This is a genomic window from Streptomyces cahuitamycinicus, assembly GCF_002891435.1.
Taxonomy (GTDB): domain Bacteria; phylum Actinomycetota; class Actinomycetes; order Streptomycetales; family Streptomycetaceae; genus Streptomyces; species Streptomyces cahuitamycinicus.
Window position 1 is genome coordinate 17,177 of sequence record NZ_POUC01000009.1, and the last position, 22,368, is coordinate 39,544.

The 22,368-nt window shown below is 71.4% G+C and carries 23 protein-coding genes; 11 read left to right on the top strand and 12 right to left on the bottom strand.

Going from position 1 to position 22,368, the window contains the following annotated elements; all coding sequences use genetic code 11:
* The first annotated feature begins 44 nt into the window (after positions 1–44).
* Positions 45–1,856: a sulfatase-like hydrolase/transferase gene (locus C1J00_RS02470; RefSeq protein ID WP_102907375.1), complete on the top strand. Its 1,812-nt coding sequence runs from the start codon at positions 45–47 to the stop codon at positions 1,854–1,856.
* Between the two features lies 1 nt (position 1,857).
* On the opposite strand, the gene dusB is transcribed toward C1J00_RS02470, so the two are convergent.
* Together dusB and C1J00_RS02480 are read right to left on the bottom strand one after the other, a co-directional pair.
* Entirely contained in the window at positions 1,858–2,991 is a 1,134-nt protein-coding gene (gene dusB / locus C1J00_RS02475; RefSeq protein WP_102907376.1) for a tRNA dihydrouridine synthase DusB, read from the bottom strand.
* Between the two features lie 99 nt (positions 2,992–3,090).
* Positions 3,091–3,525, bottom strand: coding sequence for a VOC family protein (locus C1J00_RS02480; RefSeq protein WP_102907377.1), 435 nt, complete (start codon positions 3,523–3,525; stop codon positions 3,091–3,093).
* A 192-nt stretch (positions 3,526–3,717) separates the two neighbouring features.
* On the opposite strand from C1J00_RS02480, the gene C1J00_RS02485 reads away from it, so the two are divergent.
* Positions 3,718–3,924 (top strand): hypothetical protein, encoded by a 207-nt coding sequence (locus tag C1J00_RS02485; protein ID WP_102907411.1) that lies wholly within the window; start codon positions 3,718–3,720, stop codon positions 3,922–3,924.
* 16 nt (positions 3,925–3,940) lie between these two features.
* On the opposite strand, the gene C1J00_RS02490 is transcribed toward C1J00_RS02485, so the two are convergent.
* Entirely contained in the window at positions 3,941–4,807 is an 867-nt protein-coding gene (locus C1J00_RS02490; protein WP_102907378.1) for a GNAT family N-acetyltransferase, read from the bottom strand.
* 299 nt (positions 4,808–5,106) lie between these two features.
* Here C1J00_RS02490 and C1J00_RS02495 point away from each other — a divergent pair, with 299 nt between their 5' ends.
* Entirely contained in the window at positions 5,107–6,210 is a 1,104-nt protein-coding gene (locus C1J00_RS02495; RefSeq protein ID WP_102907379.1) for an endonuclease/exonuclease/phosphatase family protein, read from the top strand.
* 61 nt (positions 6,211–6,271) lie between these two features.
* Here the strand turns inward: C1J00_RS02495 and C1J00_RS02500 are convergent, their stop codons facing one another.
* Positions 6,272–7,654 carry a glycine--tRNA ligase gene (locus C1J00_RS02500; RefSeq protein ID WP_102907380.1) on the bottom strand — a complete coding sequence of 461 codons (1,383 nt, stop codon included), beginning with the start codon at positions 7,652–7,654 and terminating at the stop codon, positions 6,272–6,274.
* 229 nt (positions 7,655–7,883) lie between these two features.
* Here C1J00_RS02500 and C1J00_RS02505 point away from each other — a divergent pair, with 229 nt between their 5' ends.
* Genes C1J00_RS02505 through C1J00_RS02520 form a run of 4 tightly spaced genes read left to right on the top strand, consistent with a single transcriptional unit; the run spans position 7,884 to position 11,017 of the window.
* A complete protein-coding gene (locus C1J00_RS02505) occupies positions 7,884–8,849 on the top strand; it encodes a metal ABC transporter substrate-binding protein (RefSeq protein WP_102907381.1) in 966 nt (321 codons plus the stop codon).
* Positions 8,850–8,869: 20 nt separating this feature from the next.
* A complete protein-coding gene (locus C1J00_RS02510) occupies positions 8,870–9,637 on the top strand; it encodes a metal ABC transporter ATP-binding protein (RefSeq protein ID WP_102907382.1) in 768 nt (255 codons plus the stop codon).
* A complete protein-coding gene (locus tag C1J00_RS02515; protein ID WP_102907383.1) occupies positions 9,637–10,539 on the top strand; it encodes a metal ABC transporter permease in 903 nt (300 codons plus the stop codon). Before C1J00_RS02510 ends, C1J00_RS02515 begins: the two co-directional genes overlap by 1 nt.
* Before the next feature lie 58 nt (positions 10,540–10,597).
* Entirely contained in the window at positions 10,598–11,017 is a 420-nt protein-coding gene (locus tag C1J00_RS02520; RefSeq protein WP_102907384.1) for a Fur family transcriptional regulator, read from the top strand.
* Between the two features lie 223 nt (positions 11,018–11,240).
* Here C1J00_RS02520 and C1J00_RS02525 read toward each other — a convergent pair whose 3' ends face one another.
* From C1J00_RS02525 to C1J00_RS02535, 3 genes are read right to left on the bottom strand one after another with little or no spacing between them, the layout of a single operon-like run.
* On the bottom strand, positions 11,241–12,074 hold the full coding sequence (locus tag C1J00_RS02525) for an isoprenyl transferase (protein WP_102907385.1): 834 nt from the start codon (positions 12,072–12,074) through the stop codon (positions 11,241–11,243).
* Between the two features lie 49 nt (positions 12,075–12,123).
* Positions 12,124–12,870 (bottom strand): DNA repair protein RecO, encoded by a 747-nt coding sequence (recO, locus tag C1J00_RS02530; protein WP_102907386.1) that lies wholly within the window; start codon positions 12,868–12,870, stop codon positions 12,124–12,126.
* 26 nt (positions 12,871–12,896) lie between these two features.
* Complete coding sequence (locus C1J00_RS02535) at positions 12,897–13,112, bottom strand: hypothetical protein (protein ID WP_102907387.1); 216 nt, start codon at positions 13,110–13,112, stop codon at positions 12,897–12,899.
* 449 nt (positions 13,113–13,561) lie between these two features.
* Here C1J00_RS02535 and C1J00_RS02545 point away from each other — a divergent pair, with 449 nt between their 5' ends.
* Entirely contained in the window at positions 13,562–14,026 is a 465-nt protein-coding gene (locus tag C1J00_RS02545; protein ID WP_102907389.1) for a GNAT family N-acetyltransferase, read from the top strand.
* 65 nt (positions 14,027–14,091) lie between these two features.
* Positions 14,092–15,570, top strand: a complete 1,479-nt coding sequence (locus C1J00_RS02550; RefSeq protein WP_102907390.1) for an alpha/beta hydrolase — start codon at positions 14,092–14,094, stop codon at positions 15,568–15,570.
* 21 nt (positions 15,571–15,591) lie between these two features.
* Here the strand turns inward: C1J00_RS02550 and C1J00_RS02555 are convergent, their stop codons facing one another.
* On the bottom strand, positions 15,592–16,044 hold the full coding sequence (locus C1J00_RS02555; RefSeq protein ID WP_102907412.1) for a protein-tyrosine phosphatase family protein: 453 nt from the start codon (positions 16,042–16,044) through the stop codon (positions 15,592–15,594).
* Between the two features lie 110 nt (positions 16,045–16,154).
* Between C1J00_RS02555 and C1J00_RS02560 the strand changes: the two genes are divergently transcribed.
* Both C1J00_RS02560 and C1J00_RS02565 read left to right on the top strand, forming a co-directional pair.
* Positions 16,155–16,379, top strand: a complete 225-nt coding sequence (locus C1J00_RS02560) for a hypothetical protein (RefSeq protein ID WP_342751647.1) — start codon at positions 16,155–16,157, stop codon at positions 16,377–16,379.
* Positions 16,376–17,308 carry a dihydrodipicolinate synthase family protein gene (locus C1J00_RS02565; RefSeq protein WP_102907391.1) on the top strand — a complete coding sequence of 311 codons (933 nt, stop codon included), beginning with the start codon at positions 16,376–16,378 and terminating at the stop codon, positions 17,306–17,308. The genes C1J00_RS02560 and C1J00_RS02565 overlap by 4 nt, the downstream gene beginning before the upstream one ends.
* Before the next feature lie 10 nt (positions 17,309–17,318).
* Here C1J00_RS02565 and C1J00_RS02570 read toward each other — a convergent pair whose 3' ends face one another.
* The 4 genes from C1J00_RS02570 to C1J00_RS02585 form a co-directional block, all read right to left on the bottom strand.
* The gene (locus C1J00_RS02570; RefSeq protein WP_102907392.1) at positions 17,319–17,981 is read right to left on the bottom strand and encodes a response regulator transcription factor; all 663 of its coding nucleotides are present in this window, start codon (positions 17,979–17,981) and stop codon (positions 17,319–17,321) included.
* Positions 17,978–19,219 (bottom strand): sensor histidine kinase, encoded by a 1,242-nt coding sequence (locus tag C1J00_RS02575; RefSeq protein WP_102907393.1) that lies wholly within the window; start codon positions 19,217–19,219, stop codon positions 17,978–17,980. The genes C1J00_RS02570 and C1J00_RS02575 overlap by 4 nt, the downstream gene beginning before the upstream one ends.
* 50 nt (positions 19,220–19,269) lie before the next feature.
* Positions 19,270–21,363 (bottom strand): MMPL family transporter, encoded by a 2,094-nt coding sequence (locus tag C1J00_RS02580; RefSeq protein ID WP_102907394.1) that lies wholly within the window; start codon positions 21,361–21,363, stop codon positions 19,270–19,272.
* 148 nt (positions 21,364–21,511) lie between these two features.
* Positions 21,512–22,210, bottom strand: coding sequence for a TerB family tellurite resistance protein (locus tag C1J00_RS02585; protein WP_102907395.1), 699 nt, complete (start codon positions 22,208–22,210; stop codon positions 21,512–21,514).
* Positions 22,211–22,368 lie beyond the last annotated feature (158 nt).

Here is a 22,368-nt window from a genome sequence, read left to right on the forward strand (position 1 = left end):
GGGTCCGCCACCTCACCGGATTTTTGAACGGGAAGGACCTCCGGGTGCCTGTCTTCACACGCTTCAGCGGGTCGTCACAGCCGGGTGACGGCGTACCCGGGGCCGAGGACGAACCGGCGGGTGGGGAGAGGGGAGAGCACGAGGGGAAGACAACGGCCGCGGCCGCCTCACGCACTCCCCTCGACCGCGTCACCCGCCTGCGCACCTGGCGCACCCGGCACCCCCGAAGTGCCCGCGCGCTCCACCTGACCACCACCGCCCTCGCCGCCGTCCTGGTCGTCGGCGCGCTGCTGATGCCCAACACCCTCCCCGCCCTGAAGGCGGCCGGCTTCGCGCGGATCCCGGCCGAGGCGGTCCTCGGGGCCGTCGTCGTGCTGGCGCTCCCCCGCCGGCCCCGGCTGGTGGCGGCGGTGCTGTACGGGCTCGGCCTGACCGCCCTGACCATGGTGAACCTGCTCGACATGGGGTTCAACGAATACCTGGGCCGGGGCTTCAACGCCGCGCTCGACTGGGATCTGCTGCCCGACGCGCAGGCGTACGTCGAGGACACGCTGGGCGGGGGCGTCGCGACGGCCGCCGCCGTCGGCGCGGTCGTGCTCGTGCTGCTCGTGGCGGCCGTGATGGTGGCGGCGACGGTCCGGCTCGCGAGCGTGCTGGCCCGCCACCGGGTACGGGCGACCAAGGGAGCCCTGATCGCGGGCACCGTCTGGGTCACCTGCTCCGCGCTGGGCCTGACCCTGTTCGGCGGGCCGATCGCCTCCGAGCGCGGGGCCGGGGCCCTCAGGGTGCACGCGCAGCGGACGGTTCAGTCGCTGCGGGACGAGGCGGCGTTCGTGAAGCAGTCGAAGGCGGACACCTTCGGCAACACCCCGCCCGGACAGCTGCTCCCGGACCTGCGCGGCAAGGACGTGATCTTCACGTTCGTCGAGAGCTACGGCCGCAGCGCGATCGAGGACCCGGTCATGGCTCCCGGCGTCGGCCGGACCCTGGACACGAGCACCGCCGCCCTGGAGAAGGCAGGCTTCGCCGCCCGCAGCGGCTGGCTGACGTCGGCGACGTACGGCGGCAGCAGCTGGCTCGGCCACTCCACGACCATGTCCGGCCTGTGGATCGACAACCAGCGCCGCTACCGCACGGTCAGCGCCGGCGACCACCTCACCCTCACCAAGGCGTTCCGGAAGACCGGCGCCTGGGACACGGTCGGCGTCATGCCGGGCGTGCAGAAGGGCTGGCCGGAGGAGAAGTGGTACGGCCTGGACAAGGTGTACGACGCCTACGACCTGGGCTACGAGGGGCCGAAGTTCAGCTGGTCGACCATGCCCGACCAGTACGCGCTGGAGGCGTTCCAGCGCCGGGTGCACGGGAAGAAGCGCGACAAGCCGCTGATGTCGTTCGTCATCCTGACCTCCAGCCACCAGCCCTGGGCACCCCTGCCGAAGATGGTCGGCTGGGACGAACTCGGCGACGGCTCGGTCTTCGACGCGATCCAGAGGGCCGGCCACAAGGCCTCGGACGTCCTCACCGACACCGCCAAGTCCCGCGAGGAGTACGGCCGGTCCATCCGGTACTCGCTCACCAGCCTCACCCAGTGGCTGCAGCGCTACGGCACCGACGACACCGTGCTGGTCTTCCTCGGCGACCACCAGCCGATCGCCCGGGTCAGCGGGAACGGCGCCTCCCGGGACGTGCCGGTGTCGATCGTCGCGAAGGACCCGAAGGTCCTGGACAAGGTCGCCGGCTGGAACTGGACGGAAGGCCTCAAGCCCGGCCGGGACGCGCCCGTGTGGCGGATGGACTCCTTCCGCGACCGCTTCCTGAAGGCGTTCGGCTCCACGCCCCGCCCCTCCAAGGGCTGAATCAGCCGCCGGAGGTGTCCAGTTCGGCGTCCTCGCCGACCCCGGCGCAGTCGTACGGGTCCTTCAGCCAGCCGTCCGGCAGCACCACCCGGTTGTTGCCGGACGTACGCCCCCGGGGGCCGTCGGCGCCGACGGGCCAGGGCTGGTCGAGGTCCAGCTCGTCCAGGCCGGAGCGCAGCTCCTGGAGCGAGGAGGTGATCGCGAGGCGCTTGCGCATCTCGGAGCCGACCGCGAAGCCCTTGAGGTACCAGGCGACGTGCTTGCGGAAGTCGATCACGCCCCGGGCCTCGTCGCCGATCCACTCGCCGAGCAGGGTGGCGTGCCGGACCATGACGTCGGCGACCTCGCGCAGGGCGGGGCGGGCGATGTCCTGGGGGCGGCCCTCGAAGGCGGCCACCAGGTCGGCGAACAGCCACGGCCGCCCGAGGCAGCCACGGCCCACGACGACACCGTCGCAGCCGGTCTCGCGCACCATCCGCAGGGCGTCCTCGGCCGACCAGATGTCGCCGTTGCCGAGCACCGGGATCTCCGGCACGTGCTCCTTCAGCCGGGCGATGGCCTCCCAGTCGGCGGTGCCGCCGTAGTGCTGGGCGGCGGTGCGGCCGTGCAGGGCGATGGCGGTGACGCCCTCCTCGACGGCGATCCGGCCCGCGTCGAGGAAGGTGATGTGGTCGTCGTCGATGCCCTTGCGCATCTTCATCGTGACCGGCAGATCGCCGGCGCCGCTGACGGCCTCGCGCAGGATGGCCCGCAGCAGGTTGCGCTTGTACGGCAGCGCGGAGCCGCCGCCCTTGCGGGTCACCTTCGGCACCGGGCAGCCGAAGTTCAGGTCGATGTGGTCGGCGAGGTCCTCTTCCGCGATCATGCGGACGGCCTTGCCGACGGTCGCGGGGTCCACGCCGTACAGCTGGATGGACCGGGGGCGCTCACTCGCGTCGAAGTGAATGAGCTGCATGGTCTTCTCGTTGCGCTCGACCAGCGCCCTGGTGGTGATCATCTCGCTGACGAACAGGCCCTTGCCGCCGCTGAACTCCCTGCACAAGGTGCGGAAGGGCGCGTTGGTGATCCCGGCCATGGGGGCCAGGACGACGGGGGGCCGGACGGCGTGCGGACCGATCTGCAGGGGCGTGGACATCCCTCCATTGTGCCGTGCAATGAAACGGCCAGATTCATTAGTTAGGCACACTATCTAAATCGCTCACGGCTGCTCCCGCCTCGCCGCCCCGGAGGCCGCTCAGTCGAGACAGAACTCGTTGCCCTCGATGTCCTGCATCACGATGCACGACTCGTCGTACTCGTCGGCGAGCAGCACGCGCACGCGTGTGGCGCCGAGCGCACTCAGTCGCGCGCACTCGGCTTCGAGCGCGGCGAGGCGCTCCTCGCCCACGAGCCCGGTACCGACCCGCACGTCGAGATGCACCCGGTTCTTGACGACCTTGCCCTCGGGGACACGCTGGAAGTACAGCCGCGGGCCCACGCCCGAGGGATCACCGCAGACGAACCCCGCCCCCTGGCGCTCGGGCGGCAGCGTGCGATGGAAGTCACCCCACGTGGCGAACCCCTCCGGCGGGGGCGGTACGACGTACCCCAGAACCTCGCACCAGAAGCGGGCTACACGCTCAGGTTCCGCGCAGTCGAACGTGACCTGGACCTGCCTGATCGATGACATCGGCGCACCATAGCAGGGCTCTGGCACTCATCTCCCGCTGAATTTCTGCACGTTGCCGTGCGGCCCCGCGCACATCGGGCCCGTCCGCGTCTGAGAACTTGTCCCCGGGGAAACCTGTTGATGTTGGTCTTGCTGCACACTCCTTGCTGCGAGCAGACCGGAACGCCGGAACTGTCGACGCGGGAGGGCGCCATGACACAGATCGACACGAGCAAGGTCAGCCGCTGGGACCAGCACGGCAGGGAGCACGTGGTGCGCGTGCACCGGACGGGCGTGCAGCGCACGATCAGATGTGACACCTGCGGCTGGTCCAGAAGTGCCCAGTTCCTGCCCTGGCTGAAGGCGGAGGAGCACCTGGCGGAGGCTCACCAGGCGACCGTGGATCCGACAGCGGCGTGAGCCGGCCCGGAACACCTCAGTAGAGGATCGAGGGCAGGTAAGCGCCGTCGGGCCTGTTGTACAGGCCGATGGTCATCAGACTCATCAGCTGCACGACCTTGAGGCCGTTGGACAGACACCACCTGAGCAGCACGCTGTCTTCGGCGGGGACGAGGATGCCCGGGCCGCCGAACTGCGGGGCCGCCGCGATGAGGGCCTGGAGATCCGGGGTGGTCTCGCCCACGGCGTGCGCGAAGAACGCCAGGTCGGTGGCGTACCCGGTGACGCGGCCCTCGCGTTCGACGACCCGGGCGGCGCCCTGTTTGAGCGCGTCGGCGACCTCCCCGCCACGGTCGACGCCATGGACCTGCCGGCACACGTCATTGCAGGCGCCGAGGTCCGCGTCCATGGCCTCCCGCACCGTGCAGCCGGGCAGCGCACGCCCGATCGGCGGGCCCTGGACGCAGGCGACCGTGGCCCGGTGGACGAAGCCCAGGCCGACGTACAGCGAGAACGACCTGTTGTGGTAGCCGGTCTGCAACAGCCGGATTCCCGGCGCCCCGCGCTCGTCGGCCCGCTCCATCACGTCCCGCATCAGGCGGCGTCCCACGCCCGCGTTCTGCACGGTGGGGTCGACGGTGACGGGCCCGACCCCGACGACGGGCGAGCGTTCGTCGAGGAAGTTGCTGCCCACGATCCGCCCGTCGAGCTCGGCGACGACGCTGTAGAAACCGGGGTGCGTCAGGGCCCCCTCGATCACCGCGACACCCACGTCGGGGCTCGGGAAGTCAGGTGGGAACGCATGCTCCCCGGCGATGCCGGCGAAGGCCTCGTAGCAGATCCTTCCGCACTCCGCGGCGTCGTCCGGCGTGCCCGGGCGCAGTGTGAGAGCCACGATCGCCATCCCTTCTTCGCGCCCCCGCGCGGGCGACCCACCCCCTCGTCTCCCATCCTGTGCCCATCCCGGCCGGGGCGCACCCGGTGCTGCCGGACACCCCGGCGGTGTTCGCCGCAGTCCCTGCCCCAGCAGTCCGACGACCGCCGCGAAGTCGGCCTCGGTCCCACACCTCACCGACCTCAACACCCCCACCGTTCGACACGGTTCACACCCGCTCCGACAATGGAAGTACCGGCGAGCGGTCTCCCCGGCGGCGCCTGCCCACCGGTCGCGCGGAACTCCTGCGCCGCCCTAGGGAGCGCGCCATGACGATCCGTATCGCCACCTTCAACACGGAGAACCTCTTCCGCCGCCCCAAGGTCTTCCGCCTCCCGGGCGACAAGCAGCGCCGCGAGATCCTCGACGACTACGCCGAGCTGGTCTCCCTCCTGGAGCAGGAGACCTACGACGACGACACCAAGACCCGTATCGCCGCGCTCCTCAAGAAGCACCGGGCGCACGACTCGCGCAAGGACAGGCCGTTCTTCGTCAACGAGACGCGCGGCCAGGGCTCGCTGTTCAGGACGAAGGGCAGCGGCGAGCACGTCACCTTCGAGATCGTGGCCAAGGGCCGCCCGGGGTGGACGGGTTGGGTGGAGCTGGTCCGTGACGACCTCGACTGGGAGGCCGTGCACAACACCGGCCGGGTGATCGCCGAGGTCGACGCCGACATCCTCCTCACGGTGGAGGTGGAGGACCGCACGACCCTGCACCGCTTCAACGAGCAGGTGCTGGGCGCCGACCTGAAGAAGACGCCCTACCCCTACGACCTGGTGATCGACGGCAACGACCCGCGCGGCATCGACGTGGGGATCCTCAGCCGCCATCCGGTCACGTCCATGCGGTCGCATCTGTTCGACCCGGACCCGGACCGCCCGGGCGCGTACCTCTTCAGCCGCGACTGCCCGGAGTACGAGATCCAGATCGGCGGCACGCCGCTGTGGCTGCTGGGCAACCACCTCAAGAGCAAGAGCGGCGACGACCCGGAGCTGCGCATCGCCCAGGCCCGGCGGGTGGCGTCGATCTACCAGACCGCCCTGGAGCGTTCGCCGTACGTGGTGGTCGCCGGCGATCTCAACGACGGGCCGTCCAGCGAGGCGATCGGGGCCCTGCTGGGCACGGGCCTGCGGGACGTGATGAGCCACCCGTCCTACCGGGGCGCCCCGGGCACCCACGGCACGGGCAGCTCCGAGAGCCAGAAGCTCGACTACGTGCTGCTGCCGCCGCCGCTGTGGGAGCAGGTGCAGCATGTGGAGGTCGAGCGGCGCGGCATCTGGGCGCCGTCCACGATCAAGTCCTTCGACACCGTCACCTCGAAGTGGAACCGCGCCTCGGACCACGCGGCGGTCTACGTCGACCTGGACCTGTGAGACGCGGCGGTGCCGGGCCCCTCCGTGGAGGAACCCGGCACCGCGACGTGGCGAGAGGCGATCAGCAGCCGATGAGGCGGGCCGCCAGGTAGCCCTCGATCTGGTCGAGGGAGACGCGCTCCTGCTTCATCGAGTCGCGCTCGCGGACGGTGACCGCGTTGTCCTCCAGGGTGTCGAAGTCGACGGTCACGCAGAACGGCGTGCCGATCTCGTCCTGGCGGCGGTAGCGGCGGCCGATGGCGCCGGCGTCGTCGAACTCGATGTTCCAGTTCTGGCGGAGCGCCTGGGCGAGGCCCTTGGCCTTCGGGGAGAGCTCCGGGTTGCGGGACAGCGGCAGCACCGCGACCTTCACCGGGGCGAGGCGGTGGTCGAGGCGCAGCACGGTGCGCTTCTCCATCTTGCCCTTGGCGTTGGGGGCCTCGTCCTCGATGTAGGCGTCCAGCAGGAACGCCAGCATCGCCCGGCCGACACCGGCCGCGGGCTCGATGACGTACGGCGTCCAGCGCTCGCCGGCTTCCTGGTCGAAGTAGGTGAGGTCCTGGCCGGAGGCCTTGGAGTGGGCGCCGAGGTCGTAGTCGGTGCGGTTGGCGACACCTTCGAGCTCGCCCCACTCACTGCCGCCGAACTGGAAGCGGTACTCGATGTCGGCGGTGCGCTTGGAGTAGTGGGAGAGCTTCTCCTTCGGGTGCTCGTACCACCGCATGTTCTCCTCGCGCAGGCCGAGACCGGTGTACCAGTTCCAGCGCTGCTCCATCCAGTACTCCTGCCACGTCTCGTCCTCGCCCGGCTTGACGAAGAACTCCATCTCCATCTGCTCGAACTCGCGGGTGCGGAAGATGAAGTTGCCGGGCGTGATCTCGTTGCGGAAGGACTTGCCCATCTGGGCGATGCCGAACGGCGGCTTGCGGCGCGATGTGGTCTGCACCTGCGAGAAGTTGGTGAAGATGCCCTGGGCGGTCTCGGGGCGCAGGTAGGCGACGGAGCCGGAGTCCTGCGTGGGGCCGAGGTGGGTGGACAGCAGGCCCGAGAACTGCTTGGGCTCGGTGAACTGGCCCTTGTTGCCGCAGTTGGGGCAGTTGACGTCGAGGAGGCCGTTCTCCGGGGCGCGGCCCTTCTTCTCCTCGTAGGCCTCCTCGAGGTGGTCCGCGCGGAACCGCTTGTGGCAGGAGGTGCACTCGGTCAGCGGGTCCGTGAAGGTGGCGACGTGGCCGGAGGCGACCCAGACCTCGGGGGCCAGGATCACGGACGAGTCGATGCCCACGACGTCCTCGCGCGACGTCACCATGTAGCGCCACCACTGGCGCTTGAGGTTCTCCTTGAGCTCGACACCCAGGGGGCCGTAGTCCCAAGCGGCGCGCTGGCCGCCGTAGATCTCACTGCAGGGGAATACGAAGCCCCGGCGCTTGCTCAGGCTGACGATGGTGTCGATCTTGTCGGCGGCCACGGTGCTCTCTTCATTACGACGACGGTTACTGACGGTGCGGCGCGAAGCGCCTCGATCAGGGGTGACGGGCGGGCGAAGCCAGGTGCTTCCAGCGAATGCTTCAGGTTACCGGCGGGGGCGCCCCCTCAATCAAATCGCTCCCCCTTCGGCCGCCGCGGGGCCGCTCCGGACCCCTGCTGTTCAGACCGTTTATTGACAACGGTTTCCATATTTGCTGAAAATGAGTGTCATGAACGTACGACGACGCCTCATACCCGCCGCCCTGGTCTCCGCTCTCGGCCTCGGCGCCCTGACCGCCTGCTCCAGCGACAGCGCGGCCTCGGGCAACACGGACAAGTTCGACGTCGTCGCGTCGTTCTACCCGATGGCGTTCCTCGCCGAGCAGATCGGCGGCGACCACGCGAATGTCACCAGCCTGACCGAGCCCGGCCAGGAGCCGCACGATCTGGAGATCAGCACCAAGCAGCGCGCGCAGCTGGAGGAGGCCGACGCGGCGCTCTACCTCAAGGGCCTCCAGCCCGCCGTCGACGAGGCCGTCGGCCAGACGGGCATCAAGACCAAGATCGACGCGGCCGGCCTGACCCACCTGGAGGACCACGGCACCGGTGGCCACACCCACGAGGGCGAGGAGGGCCACGCCGAGGAGGAAGGCCACTCCGAGGAGGAGGAACACGGCCGCGACCCGCACGTCTGGCTCGACCCGGTGAAGTACGCCGAGATCGCCCAGGGCGTCGGCAAGGCCTTCGAGAAGGCCGACCCCGACCACGCCGCCGACTACAAGAAGAACACCGCGGCCCTGGTCACGAAGCTGAAGGGCCTGGACAGCGACTTCGAGAACGGCCTGAAGAACTCCCGGTCCAAGGTCTTCTTCACCAACCACGCCGCCTTCGGCTACCTCGCCGAGCGCTACGGCCTCACCCAGGAGGCGATCTCCGGCATCGACCCCGAGAGCGAGCCCAGCGGCGCCCGGGTCAGGGAGCTCCAACAGGAGGCCAAGGCCGACGGCGTCACCACCGTCTTCTACGAGACACTGGTGTCCGACAAGACCGCGAAGACCCTGGCCCGGGACGCCAACCTGAAGACGGACGTCCTCGATCCGCTGGAGGGCATCACCGACAAGTCCCGCGGCGACGACTACTTCCAGGTCATGGAAGCCAACCTCAAGGCCCTGCGGACGGCCCTGGGAGCCAAGTGACACACCCATCGGAGGACGGCATGACCGAGCCCGTCGTATCCCTGCGCGGGGTCCGCGCGGACCTGGGCTCGCGCCCCGTGCTGCGCGGCATCGACCTGACCGTGCGGCGCGGCGAGGTCGTCGCGCTGCTCGGCGCGAACGGCTCGGGCAAGTCCACGGCCGTGCGCAGCATCATCGGCCAGGTGCAGACCGGCGCCGGCGAGATCCGGCTGTTCGGCGCGGACCGCAGGCGGTTCCGCGACTGGCATCGCGTGGGCTACGTCCCGCAGCGCACCACGGCCGCGGGCGGCGTGCCCGCCACGGTGACCGAGGTGGTCTCCTCCGGCCGCCTGTCCCGGGCCCGCTTCGGCGTCCTGCGCAAGGCCGACCACGCCGCCGTACGCCGTGCCCTGGACCTCGTCGGCATGGCCGACCGGGCCAAGGACTCGGTCGACGCCCTCTCCGGCGGCCAGCACCAGCGCGTCCTCATCGCTCGCGCGCTGGCATCCGAACCCGAGCTGCTGATCATGGACGAGCCGATGGCCGGCGTCGACCTGGGCAGCCAGGAGGTCCTCGCGCACACCCTGCGCGAGCAGGTCTCCCAGGGCACGACCGTGCTGCTCGTGCTGCACGAACTGGGCCCGTTGGAGCCCCTCATCGACCGGGCGGTCGTCCTGCGCGACGGCTGCGTCGTCCATGACGGCCCGCCCCCGATGGCCGTCGGGCAGCACGCCCTGCCCGGCCACGACCACGTACACCCGCACGCGCCGGCGGGCTCCGAACCCTTCCGCACGGGACTGCTGAGCTGATGGATTTCCTCGACTACGCCTTCATGCAGCGGGCCCTGCTCGCCGCCGTCCTGGTCGGCATCACCGCCCCCGCCGTGGGGATCTACCTCGTCCAGCGCCGTCAGGCCCTGATGGGCGACGGCATCGGCCACGTGGCGATGACCGGCGTCGGCCTCGGCTTCCTGCTGACCTGGTCCCCGGTGTGGATGGCGACCCTCGTCTCCGTCCTCGGCGCGGTCCTCATGGAACTGATCCGCTGGTACGGCAAGACCCGCGGCGACATCGCCCTCGCGATGCTGTTCTACGGCGGCATGGCCGGGGGTGTGATGTTCATCAACCTCGCGCCGACGGGCTCCAACGCCAACCTGACGTCGTACCTGTTCGGCTCACTGTCGACGGTGTCCGACTCGGACGTCACGGCGATCTGCGTTCTGGCCGCCTTCGTCGTCCTGGTCACCCTCGGCCTGCGCCGGCAGCTGTTCGCGGTCAGCCAGGACGAGGAGTTCGCCCGGGTGACGGGCCTGCCGGTGCGCGTGCTGAACCTGCTGACGGCCATCACCGCGGCCGTCACGGTGACGGTGGCGATGCGTGTGGTCGGGCTGCTGCTGGTCAGCGCGCTGATGGTGGTGCCCGTGGCGGCCGCCCAGCAGATCGGCCGGAGCTTCGCCGCGACGTTCGCCATCGCCATGGCCATCGGTGTGAGCGTGACGATCGGCGGCACGGTCACCTCGTACTACCAGGACGTGCCGCCCGGCGCGACGATCGTGCTGCTGACCATCGGCGCGTTCATCGTGCTGACGGCGCTCGCCGCCCCGCTGGCCCGCCGCCGCGCCCGCGGCACGGCGGGCGGGGACACGACGGCCGACCCCGCCGAGTGCGCGATCCCGGGCAGCCGGGCGGCGGCCGACGAGGTCGGCGTCTGACCGCCCCCGCCCCGGGCTGGCACAATGGCCCGGGCAAGGCAGACGTGAGGAGGCAACGGTGACGACCGCTGGACCGTCCGTTAAGGGCCGCGCCACCAAGCAGCGGGCCGCTGTGGCGGCGGCCCTGCAGGAGGTCGACGAGTTCCGCAGCGCGCAGGAACTGCACGACATGCTCAAGCACAAGGGCGACTCGGTCGGGCTCACCACGGTCTACCGCACCCTGCAGTCCCTCGCCGACGCCGGTGAGGTCGACGTCCTGCGGACCGCCGACGGCGAGTCCGTCTACCGCCGATGCTCCACCGACGACCATCACCACCACCTCGTGTGCCGCGGCTGCGGCAAGGCCGTCGAGGTCGAGGGACCGGCCGTGGAGAGGTGGGCGGAGGCCATCGCGGCGGAGCACGGGTTTGTGAACGTGGCCCATACGGTGGAGATCTTCGGGACGTGTGCGGACTGTGCGGGGGCCTCCGGCGGTTGAGCCGGTGATCGCCGTGGGGGTGGCGCGGTTTGACGGCTGCGGCCGAATCCGTGGCTGGTCGCGCAGTTCCCCGCGCCCCTGGGGCAGGCTTCGTGGCCGGCTGCGGGTGCGTGGGGGTGTTCGCGCAGTTCCCCGCGCCCCTGAGGCAGGTGCCCGTCGGCCTCGTTTTCAGCAGCTGAGGCGGCCCGGCTGTCACCGGAGGCGATGCCGGGCCGCTCGCGCGTTACGGCTGCTCGCCCTCCACGGCCAGCAGTTCCTCGTTCGGGACGGCCCCGCCGAAGCGGCGGTCGCGTGAGGCGTACTCCAGGCAGGCACGCCACAGGTCACGCCGGTCGAAGTCCGGCCACAGCACGTCCTGGAAGACCATCTCGGCGTAGGCGCTCTGCCAGATCAGGTAGTTCGAGGTGCGCTGCTCACCGCTGGGCCGCAGGAACAGGTCCACGTCCGGCATGTCCGGGTAGTACATGTACTTCGCGAAGGTCTTCTCACTGACCTTTGACGGGTCGAGCCTGCCGCTCTTCACGTCCTCCGCCATGGCCTTGGCGGCGTCGGCGATCTCGGCCCGGCCCCCGTAGTTCATGCAGAAATAAAGGGTCAGCCGGTCGTTGCCCTTGGTCTGTTCCTGGGCGACCTGGAGCTCCTTGGCGACCGAGCGCCACAGCTTGGGCATACGGCCCACCCAGCGCACCCGGATGCCCAGCTCGTCGAGCTGGTCGCGGGTCTTGCGGATGAAGTCCCGGTTGAAGTTCATCAGGAAGCGCACCTCGTCGGGCGAGCGCTTCCAGTTCTCGGTGGAGAAGGCGTACAGGGAGATGGCGCCCACGCCCATCTCGATGGCCCCCTGGAGCACGTCCAGCACGCGCTCGGCGCCGACCTTGTGCCCTTCGGTGCGCGGCAGGCCCCGGTCCTTGGCCCAGCGGCCGTTGCCGTCCATGACGATCGCCACATGCTGCGGTACGAACTCCCCGGGGACCTTCGGGGGCCGCGCGCCGGACGGGTGCGGCTCCGGCGTCCTGTACTCCCGGCGCTGGCGCCCCAGGATCCCGCGTACGGCCATGTGTTTCTCGTCTCCTCGTGCTCGCTTGCTCTGTTGTGCGCTGCTCGCGCTACTTCTCGACGTAGCGCAGGGAGCGCAGTCCGCGCTCCATGTGCCAGTGCAGATACGCGGACACCAGCCCGCTGCCCTCCCGGACGTAGCGCGCCTCGCACGCGTCCGCGGTCTCCCAGTCTCCCGTAAGAAGGGCGCCGAGGAGCTCCAGGGCCTGGGGCGAGGGTACGACGCTGCCGGGCACCCGGCAGTCCACGCAGACGGAACCGCCCGACGCGACGGAGAAGAACCGGTTGGGCCCGGGCATCCCGCACTTCGCGCAGTCGGTGAAGCTCGGGGCGTACCCGTTGACGGCGAGGGAGCGGAGCAGGAACGCGTCGAGCACGAGGTGCGGCGCGTGCTCCCCGCGGGCCAGGGTCCGCAGGCCTCCGACCAGCAGCAGGTACTGCTGCACGGCCGGCTCCCCCTCGTGGTCGGTGAACCGCTCGGCGGTCTCCAGCATGACGGTGCCGGACGTGTACCGCGCGTAGTCGCTGACGATCCCGCCACCGTACGGCGCGATGGTCTCGCTCTGCGTGCACAGCGGCAGCCCCCGGCCGACGAGCTCACTCCCCTTGGCGAAGAACTGCACGTCGACGTGGGAGAAGGGTTCGAGACGCGCACCGAACTTCGACTTCGTCCGGCGCACGCCCCGGGCCACCGCGCGTACCCGTCCGTGACCGCGCGTGAGCAGCGTGATGATCCGGTCCGCCTCACCCAGTTTCTGGGTGCGCAGCACGATGCCGTCGTCGCGGAACAGACTCATGGAGCCATTCTGGCAGGGTCGTCACGTCAAGGGACCTCGCCCCTGCTGCGGGCGTTGGCGTACGCGGTCGCAGCGCGCAGCCGCTCGGCCGGGGTGGCGTGCCGGACGGATCCGGGGTCGGCGTCCCACTCCCTGCCACCCCCGTACGGCCTCAGCTGCACGTAGGGCCCCTCATGCCCCATCACGATGCCGATGCGGCCGATGCGGGTGTCCACGACATACGCGCCGACCGGAGGCTTCATCGCGGCACCGCCGCGTGCCGCCGGGCGGCGTCCCCTGCACATCGGCTCCCCTTGATGAGCGGGCAGGGCGCTTCCCGCACAAAACTCACCGGGCCAAGCCCCGGCGAGGGCGGGGTAATTCCGGCCTTGACGAGTTCTGCCCGCAATTCTTTCACCACGTCCTCCGCTTCTTCGGCGCGAAGCGCCGAGTGTCGTGCCTCCACCGTGCTCCCCCTCCTTTCACGGTTTCACTCTTCGCATCTTTCCGGTCACGCTCCGCGTCTATACTCGGGAAGGGTCTGTGCCGTACAACTGCGGCGCGACACAAAGGGGTTCGGTGCGGCGTGCCGCAAAACGCCCGGACGGGAAACGCATTGCGGGAGGCCGGTGGCGACGAGCGGTATGCCGCGGTCCATTGAGACAATCCAACGGTGGAAAAATCACAGGGGATTCCGCAGCCGGAATGGGGCATGCGCCCCGCGCGGCCGGCGGACGTCGAGGCCATAGCGGAACTACGGGCCGTGGTGATGCGCCCGGACCTGGAGCGGTTGGGCCGTTACGACGGGCACCGGGTCAGGCAGCGCCTGCGGGACGGCTTCTCCGCCCGGCACACGTCGGTCATCACGGCCGCCGGCGCTTTCGCCGGCAGCGTCACACTGCGCCCGTCCGAAACCGGCCACTGGCTGGAGCACTTCTACCTCGCCCCGGCGCTCCAGGGCCGGGGTCTGGGCTCCGCGGTCCTGCGAACCCTTCTGAGCGGGACGGACGCCTCCGGCCACCTCGTCCGGCTGAACGTCCTCCAGGGCAGCCCGGCCCGCCATCTCTACGAACGGCACGGCTTCACGGTGGAGACGCAGGACGCGATCGACATCTTCATGCTGCGACCGCCGGGGGCCGGCCCCAGAGCTTCGGCCCTTACCGCCACCCTGAGGTAATCCCCCCGAATTACCGGGAGTTACCCGGATGTGGCTGTCCGCCGAAGTCCGCCAGGCTGTTCGGCATGAAGCAGATCACGAAACATGTGGCGCTGGCCGTCGCCGCCGGTGCGATACTCGGATTCGCCGGGCCCGGCGGGGCATCCGCCGCCGCACCCGACTCCCTCGACTGGACCCGGTGCTCCGGCCCCGGCCTCGACCCCGGACAGCAGTGCGCCACGCTCGACGTCCCCATGGACTATTCCGACCCGGACAGCCCGGAGATCCGGATCGCCGTCTCCCGGATCCCCGCTGAGAAGCCGTCCGCGCGGCGGGGCGCGCTGTTACTCATCCCGGGCGGTCCCGGCGGGGACAGTCTCGGCGACCCCTCCGGCAAGGGGCAGAAGCTGCCGCGGAAGGTGCGGGACGCCTACGACCTCGTCGGGTTCGCACCGCGCGGGATGGCGCCCTCCACCTCCGTCGACTGCGAGCTCGACCCCGCCGACATCAGCATGACCAAGCGTCTGCCCTGGCCGGCCACGGACGGTTCCGTCGACGCGAACATGGCCACCGCCCGGCGTACGGCCGAGGCCTGCGCCCGTAACGGTGGTGAGCTGATCCGGCACATCAGCACCGCCAACGAGGCCCGCGACCTGGACCGTCTGCGGGCCGCCCTCGGTGAGAAGAGGATCAGCGCGTGGGGTGTCTCGTACGGCACCTACGTCGGCGCCGTCTACGCCCAGTTGTTCCCGCACCGCACCGACCGCATCGTGCTGGACAGCAACAACGACCCCGACCACACCCGCGCGACCCGCAACTGGCTCGCCGCCTTCGAGACCGGCGTCGAGGACAACTTCCCCGAGTTCGCCAAGTGGGCGTCCAGGCCCGGCAATCCGCACCGGGTCGCCCGGACGCCCGCCGAGGTCCGGTCCGGCTTCCTGCGGCTCGCCGCCCGGCTGGACCGCGATCCCCTCCCCTGGCCCGGCGCCCACCCCCCGCGGCTGGACGGCAACGCCCTCCGCCAGATCATGCTGTCCAGCCTCTACGACCCCGACGACTACCCGACCCTGGCCAAGACCATCCGGGCCGCCCGCGCGGGCACCGTGCCGCCCGCGCCCGAGAACCCGCCCGAGTCGGTCCTGCAGAACCTCGCCGCGGTCGGCGTCGGCACCATCTGCAACGACGTCGACTGGCCCGACTCGGCCGCGGCGTACCAGAAGGGCGTCGCCGCGAGCCGGGCCGCGTATCCGCTGACCGCGGGCATGCCACGCGGACCGATGGTGTGCGCCGCGTGGCCGTACGAGCCGAAGGAGCCGGCCGTACGGGTCACCGACCGCGGCCCCTCCAACATCCTTCTCGTGCAGAACGAGCGGGATGTCGCATCCCCGCTCGCGGGCGCCCGGAAACTGCGGCGGGCCCTCGGCGACCGGGCGGTCATGGTCACCGTGAACTCCACCGGCCATGAGGCCTATCTGGCCAACGGCAACGCCTGTGGCGACGCCACGGTCTCCCGCTTCCTGGCGACGGGCGAGCGCCCCGGCCGGGATGTGTACTGCGACTGGTAGTGCTCCGTCACGTCGGGTTCATCAGGTTCGCCCCTCGCCGAACCGGCGTACGTACCGCCGCTGCCAGGGCGTCTCCACGGCATGCCGGTCGTAGTGCCGGCGGACGTATTCCACCGCCTCCTGTGCCGGCACGCCGTCCAGCACCGCCAGGCAGGCCAGGGCCGTGCCCGTGCGGCCGCGTCCGCCGCCGCAGGCGATCTCCACCCGCTCCCCGGCGGCCCGCTCCCACACGCCGGCCAGCACCGCGCGGGCGGCCGCCCGCTCCGCCGGGAGGCGGAAGTCGGGCCAGCGGATCCAGGCGGAGTCCCAGGGGACCTCGGGCGGCCGCCGGCCGAGCAGGTAGACGCCGTAGGAGGGCAGGGGCGCCTCGGGGTCCAGCGGATGCCGCAGGCCCCGGCCTCGTACCAGCCGGCCCGAGGGCAGTCGCAGGGTACCGGCATCACTCTCGCTCCACTGTTGGCTCACACCCCTCATCATGCTCCGCGTGCGCCCGCCCGGTGGCGGACTTTCCCTGACAGCCCGTCAACCCGTGCCGTACGCGGTGCCGGTCCGGCCTCCGGACGGTACGGCGGACGAGCGACCGGGTGATCACCTCGTACCCGGGCCGGATCGTGGAGGAGACCCCGGCCGCCGGGCGGCTGCCCGTTCCGCAGCCGCTGCCGGACGGCGGACTGGACGGGCGCGGAGCAGACGCCGGGAATCTCCGCCGCGTCGGCGCCCGCACACCGCTTCGGTGCCACCATCCTGTCCGGGAGGACGAGTCGACCCGTGACCTCGTCCACCGGCGCAACCCGATGGAGGCCCCATGACGTTCACCCCGCTGACCGGTGTCATCCCGCCCGTCTGCACGCCCCTGACACCGGACGGCGAGGTGGACGTCCCCTCGCTGATCGGGCTCGTCGACCATCTGGTGGCGGGCGGAGTGCACGGACTGTTCGTGCTCGGCTCGACCTCGGAGGCCGCGTTTCTGCCGGACCGGCAGCGCCGGCTGGTAGTCGAGTCGGTGACGGGGCATGTGGGCGGGCAGCTCCCGGTACTGGCCGGGGCGATCGACATGACGACGCCCCGGGTCCTGGACCACGTGGCGTCCGTGACGGCGGCGGGCGCGGACGCGGTCGTCGTCACCGCCCCGTTCTACACCCGCACCCACCCGGCGGAGATCGCCCGCCACTACCGCGCGGTCGCCGCGGCGAGCCCGGTCCCGGTGATCGCCTACGACCTTCCCGTCGCCGTCCACACGAAGCTGCCGGCCGACGTGGTCCTGGAGCTGGCCGCGGACGGTGTCGTGGCCGGGCTCAAGGACTCCAGCGGTGACCTCGCCGCCTTCCGCCGGGTCGTGACCGGCGCCCGGGAACTCCGGGGCATCGCCGGCTTCAGCGTGCTGACCGGATCCGAGCTGATCGTCGACGCGGCTCTCGCGATCGGCGCGGACGGCACGGTGCCGGGCCTGGGCAACGTCGATCCGCACGGCTACGTCCGCCTGGACGGCCTGTGCCGCGCCGGGGACTGGGAGGCGGCCCGGGCCGAACAGGAGCGCCTGTGCGCGCTGTTCGGCATGGTGAACGTCGGCGCCCCGGCCCGGATGGGCCCGAACTCCTCGGCGATCGGCGCCTTCAAGACCGCGCTGCACCTGCGCGGCGTGATCGACTGCCCGGCGACGGCGGAACCGCAGATCCCGCTGTCACCGGACGAGGTGGAGCAGGTCGGGAAGTACCTCGCGGCGGCCGGGCTGATCTGAAGCGCACCCTTCAGACGCTCCCCGGTGTCACCATCCCCGACTCGTAGGCGACGATGACCAGCTGAGCCCGGTCCCGTGCCGCCAGTTTGCCCATGATGCGGCTGACGTGGGTCTTCGCGGTGAGCGGGCTCAGGCCCAACGCGTCGCCGATCTCCGTGTTGTTGAGGCCGCGCGCGACCAGCGCGAGCACCTCCCGCTCCCGGCCGGACAGGCACTCGGGCCCGCCGGTCGCCGGAGCGGTGGGGCTGCGCAGGAACCGCTCGATCAGCCGTGCCGTGGGCCCGGGCGACAACAGGGAGTCCCCGGCCGCGACCGTGCGGATGGCGTCGAGGAGTTCGGCCGGCCTGGTGTCCTTGACCAGGAAGCCGGAGGCGCCGGCACGCAGCGCGTCGACGATGTTCTCGTCGGTGTCGTAGGTGGTGAGGACGAGCACCCGGACGCCCGCGAGGTCCTCGTCGGCGGCGATGAGCCGGGTCGCCTCGATGCCGTCCAGGTCGGGCATGCGGATGTCCATCACCACGAGGTCGGCGCGTGCGTCGCGGGCCAGTTCCACGGCCTGCCGCCCGGTGGCGGCCTGGCCGACGACCTCCATGTCCCGGGCGGACTCCACGAGCATCGCGAACGCCTCCCGCACCAGGGTCTGATCGTCCGCGAGCAGCACCCGTATGGTCATCCGTCCCTCTCCCCCGTCGTGGCCAGCGGCAGCACCGCGGTGACCTCGAACCCGCCCCCGGTGCGCGGTCCGGCGTCGAGTGTGCCACCGACGCTGCGGGCCCGCTCCCGCATTCCGACGAGCCCGAAGCCCGGGGTGCCGCCCGGGGCCGGGCCGGTGCCGTCGTCGCGGACCGACAGGTGCAGGACGCCCTGGCGCTCCGCCAGTTCGACGTGGACGGCCGGTTCGGGCCCCGCGTGCCGTACCGCGTTCGTCAGGGCCTCCTGCACGATGCGGTACGCGGCGGCGCCCACGGCGGGCGGTGCCTGCCGTATCCGTACGCTCTGCTCGACCCGGGCACCGGCGAGCCGCGCGGCCTCCGCCAGGTCGGGCAGGCCGTCGAGGCCGGGCAGCGGGCCGCGGGCGTCGGGGGTGTTGTGCTCGCGCAGCACCTCCAGCGTCGTGCGGAGTTCACCGCGGGCGCTGCGACAGGTCTCGGCGATGTCGTCGAGGGCCTTGGCGACCGTCTCCCGGTCGAGCCGCTCGGGGTCGGCCGACAGGACGTGGGCGGCGACGGAGGTCTGCACGCCGATGAGGGTGATGCTGTGGGCCAGCAGGTCGTGCAGGTCCCTGGCGATCCGCAGCCGCTCCTCGGCGACGCGCCGCCGGGCCTCCTCCTCGCGGGTGCGTTCGGCGCGCTCGGCGCGTTCCACGATGGAGGTGACGTACTGGCGGTAGAAGCGCACGTCGACTCCGCAGAACAGCACGGCGACGACCCAGCCGGACGCCTTCAGCAACCCCAGTGCCTCGTGGGCGCTGATGGTGAGCATCACGCTCACCGCCAGGGCGATGACACCGATGCCGACCAGGACGGTGCGCAGCGGCCGGCCGGTGACGGCGACGGTGTAGAGGGCGACGTAGGCGGCCTGGGTGGCCGCGGTGTGCGGGTAGTCGAGGAAGTGGTACGGGAAGACACAGACGATCACGGCGAGCAGGACGAGCAGCGGACGGCGGCGGCGCCACACGAGCGGCACGTGGGAGGTGAGCAGCAGGGCCCAGCCGAGCGCGTCGGGCCGGCGGCCGTCGTCGACCAGGAGCGCGAGGACGGCGGAGAAGCCGGCGACGAGGAGGGCGAGGACCGCGTCGTTGCGGAGGGCGTGCGGGGCCGTCAGCGGATCGCGGTTGATCGCGGCCATGATCCGCTCCGCGGGACGCGACCAGGTCGCCGTCGTGGTGGTGGATGCCTGCACAGGTGTCATCCTCGGTGCGGAAGGCGTCCCTCCGGGAGAGGAGGGACGCCGTGGGTCGGTCAGGGGGCGTTCGCGGTCATGGGCTTCCGCTCCGGCGGTGGGGCCGTTTGCCGCGGTGCGCGGGAGAGCCTGCCCGGCCACCACATCCGCCGCTTGAGCAGCACACTCGCCGTGGTCACCAGGTACGTACGCACCAGGAAGGTGTCCAGCAGCACTCCCACCGCGATGACGAACCCGAGTTCCACCAGCCCCACCATCGGCAGCGTCGTCAGCACCGCGAACGTCGCCGCGAGCACCACTCCCGCCGAGGCGATGACCCCGCCGGTCGTCCGCAGGGCGGTGAGCGCCGCGGCCTCCGGCTCGGCCCCGCGCACGGACTCCTCCCGCATCCGGTGCATCAGGAAGATCCCGTAGTCCACGCCGAGGGCGACCAGGAACACGAAGGACAGCAGCCCGAGTCCGGGGTCGTTCCCGCCGAACCCGAGGACGGGCTCGAACACCAGCCCCCCGATGCCGAGCGCCGCTCCCCACACCGCGACCACCGCCGTCAGCAGCAGCAACGGCGCGACGAGACTGCGCAACAGCCCGACCAGGATGACGAACACCGCACCGAGTACCAGCGGCACGATCAGCTTCCGGTCCCGTGCCTCGCTCTCGGCCAGGTCGATCAGCTGTGCGCTGGGCCCGCCGACGTACGCGCCCTCGGAGTCGACCCCGGCCCGCAGCGCCTCGATGGTGCGGGTCTCGGCCGGGGTCTCCGGCACCGCCGTGGTGAAGACGGCGATCTCGGTCCATCCCGCCCCGCTCCGCCCGGGAATCACCTCGGCGACCCCCTCGGTCGCCCGGGCCCGCTCGCCCACCGCCTCGGCCCGCTCCCCGGGCGCGATGACGGTCAGGGGCCGGCTGCTGCGCTCGGGATACTCCCGTGCCAGCGTCTGCATGGCGGTGATGGACTCGGGCCGCTCGGTGAAGGAGTCCTCCTGCTTGATGGACCCGGACAGATTCAGCGTGCCGAGCGCGAGCGCTCCGAGCAGGACGCCCCCTGTGACGAGCACGGTCACGGGCCGCCGTGTCGCCGAGGTGCCCATCGCGGCGAACAGCGACCGCCGGGCCTTCGGCTCACTCCCGAACGCCGGGATCAGCGGCCAGAACACCCGCCGTCCCAGCAGCACGAGAACGGCCGGCAGCAGGGTCGTCATGGCGACCAGCGCGGCGAGCACCCCGATGGTGCCGACCGGCCCCATGCCGCTGCTGCTGTTGAGGTCCGCGGCGAGCAGACACAGCAGCCCGGCCGCGACGGTCCCCGAGGAGGCGAGGATCGCCGGCCCGCAGCCGCGCAGGGCGGCGCGCATTGCGTCGTACGGCCGCTCGTGACGCCGCAGTTCCTCGCGGTAGCGGGAGATGAGGAGCAGCGCGTAGTCGGTGCCGGCGCCGAGGACCAGCACGGTCATCACGCCGCCGCTCTGGCCGGTGACGGTGACGTCGAACAGTTCGTGCAGCCCGTACCCGGCGGCCATCGCCACGGCGGCGGCGACCCCCGCCACGGCGAGCGGCACCAGCCACAGGAAGGGGCTGCGGTAGATGAGGATGAGCAGCACGGTGACGACGGCGAGGGTGGCGAGCAGCAGTGTGGCGTCGAGCGTCTCGAACACCTTGTTCATGTCGGTGTTCAGCGCGCCGGGCCCGCCGACCTCGACGCTCAGTCCGCCCTCGCCGTCGGCGATGTCCCGCACCCCGTCGACGAAGGCGTCGCGGGCCTTCTCGTCCTGGCCCGGCTGGGTGCTGGTGACCGGGTACATCAGGGTGGAGCCGTCCTTCGAGGGGATACCCCGCGGCTCTCCCGTCAGGTCGTAGGCGCCGCTCACCTCGGTGATCTGCTCGTCGGCGGTGCGCCGGTCGGCGTCGGTCAGGCCGCCGTCCCGGTGGTAGACGAGCACCAGGTCGGTAGCCTCACCGCCCGGCAACTCGTCCTGGATCCGCGCCACCTGGGTCGAGTCGGCGCTGTCGGGCAGGTAGTCGACGGCGCGGTTCTGCTGGATGTCGGCGAACTTGCCGGCGAGCGGCCCGACCAGCACGAGTGCGGCGAGCCACAGCCCGACCACCACCCAGGGCACGGCCCGCTTCCGCCCGGTACGCGTCCTTACGGCCCCCATGGGTCCGGCTCCCTCCGGTCGGTGTCTGGATCGGTCTCCAGACTCCCGCCGGGCGGGTGCCGGTTCGTCGGGCGTGAGGTCGAGTCGGGGCCTACTGCGAGGGGTGGTCCGGTGCGCGTGTTACTCCCCGGGGAGTAACGCCGGCACCCTACGAGGGCATGCGCGCGGCCTCAGCCAGCAGCCGGGTGACGTCGTCGGAGCAGATGGTGAGCGCCGCCCCCACCGTCGCCAGCACATCCCGCTCGGCGGGGGTGTACGGCCCGTCCGCCAGGGCGATGCGGGCACCTTGGAGCAGGATCGACTCGCGGCCGACGGTGGCGAGGTGCGGGGCGAGCGGGTCCAGCGCCTCGTGCAGCTCTATGGCCAGCCCGGCCCCGCAGGGTTCGCCGGTGATCCGGCCGGTGTCGGCCTCCAGCGCCTCGACGAGCGCGGCCAGCTGCTCCTCCGTGCAGTCGTCGAAGCCGGCCGCGCGCACGGCGAGCACGGCGGCCTCCAGTGCCGTGCGGGATCCGGCGCCGCCCGCGGCCAGCAAGGCGAGGGCGACGGTGTGTACGGCGTCGCGGAGCATCGCGGAGAAGCGGATGGTGGTCGGATGGTCGAGGACGTCCATGCCGAAGTGGCGGCGGCAGGCCGCGCACTCCACGACCGGGCCGGTCTCGCCGCGCGGCAGCACGGGCAGGCCGAGCAGGGTGAAGCGGCGCTGTCCGGTCAGCCGCTGGTAGTTGCGGTCGCCGCCGCAGCCGGGGCAGAAGAACTCGCCGTCACCGGCGGCCGTCCACGCGGTGCGGGTGCCCAGGATGTGAGAAAGCCTGGCGGCACGGCCGTTTCGTCCCCGTCCTGGCAGCACGTCGCACCTCCGTCACGCCGCACGGCAACGCCGCCGTGCTTGCGTGATGTTAGCCACATCGGAGACGTGGAGTCAGCACCCCGGAGGAGACCTTTCCGTGACCTCCACAGACAATGGCCGGTATGCGACGGGGCTCCGCCCGCCGGACGTCGGCGGAC

Bases quoted from the DNA above. Each gene is read 5' to 3' on its own strand.
- C1J00_RS02515 (WP_102907383.1), top strand. From the start codon at position 9,637: ATGGATTTCCTCGACTACGCCTTCATGCAGCGGGCCCTGCTCGCCGCC.
- C1J00_RS02545 (WP_102907389.1), top strand. From the start codon at position 13,562: ATGCGCCCCGCGCGGCCGGCGGACGTCGAGGCCATAGCGGAACTACGG.
- C1J00_RS02555 (WP_102907412.1), bottom strand. From the start codon at position 16,044: ATGAGGGGTGTGAGCCAACAGTGGAGCGAGAGTGATGCCGGTACCCTG.
- C1J00_RS02510 (WP_102907382.1), top strand. From the start codon at position 8,870: ATGACCGAGCCCGTCGTATCCCTGCGCGGGGTCCGCGCGGACCTGGGC.
- C1J00_RS02550 (WP_102907390.1), top strand. From the start codon at position 14,092: ATGAAGCAGATCACGAAACATGTGGCGCTGGCCGTCGCCGCCGGTGCG.
- dusB (WP_102907376.1), bottom strand. From the start codon at position 2,991: ATGTCCACGCCCCTGCAGATCGGTCCGCACGCCGTCCGGCCCCCCGTC.
- C1J00_RS02580 (WP_102907394.1), bottom strand. From the start codon at position 21,363: ATGGGGGCCGTAAGGACGCGTACCGGGCGGAAGCGGGCCGTGCCCTGG.
- C1J00_RS02490 (WP_102907378.1), bottom strand. From the start codon at position 4,807: ATGGCGATCGTGGCTCTCACACTGCGCCCGGGCACGCCGGACGACGCC.
- C1J00_RS02570 (WP_102907392.1), bottom strand. From the start codon at position 17,981: ATGACCATACGGGTGCTGCTCGCGGACGATCAGACCCTGGTGCGGGAG.
- recO (WP_102907386.1), bottom strand. From the start codon at position 12,870: ATGAGTCTGTTCCGCGACGACGGCATCGTGCTGCGCACCCAGAAACTG.
- C1J00_RS02565 (WP_102907391.1), top strand. From the start codon at position 16,376: ATGACGTTCACCCCGCTGACCGGTGTCATCCCGCCCGTCTGCACGCCC.
- C1J00_RS02495 (WP_102907379.1), top strand. From the start codon at position 5,107: ATGACGATCCGTATCGCCACCTTCAACACGGAGAACCTCTTCCGCCGC.
- C1J00_RS02505 (WP_102907381.1), top strand. From the start codon at position 7,884: ATGAACGTACGACGACGCCTCATACCCGCCGCCCTGGTCTCCGCTCTC.
- C1J00_RS02485 (WP_102907411.1), top strand. From the start codon at position 3,718: ATGACACAGATCGACACGAGCAAGGTCAGCCGCTGGGACCAGCACGGC.
- C1J00_RS02535 (WP_102907387.1), bottom strand. From the start codon at position 13,112: ATGAAGCCTCCGGTCGGCGCGTATGTCGTGGACACCCGCATCGGCCGC.
- C1J00_RS02525 (WP_102907385.1), bottom strand. From the start codon at position 12,074: ATGGCCGTACGCGGGATCCTGGGGCGCCAGCGCCGGGAGTACAGGACG.
- C1J00_RS02480 (WP_102907377.1), bottom strand. From the start codon at position 3,525: ATGTCATCGATCAGGCAGGTCCAGGTCACGTTCGACTGCGCGGAACCT.
- C1J00_RS02575 (WP_102907393.1), bottom strand. From the start codon at position 19,219: ATGACACCTGTGCAGGCATCCACCACCACGACGGCGACCTGGTCGCGT.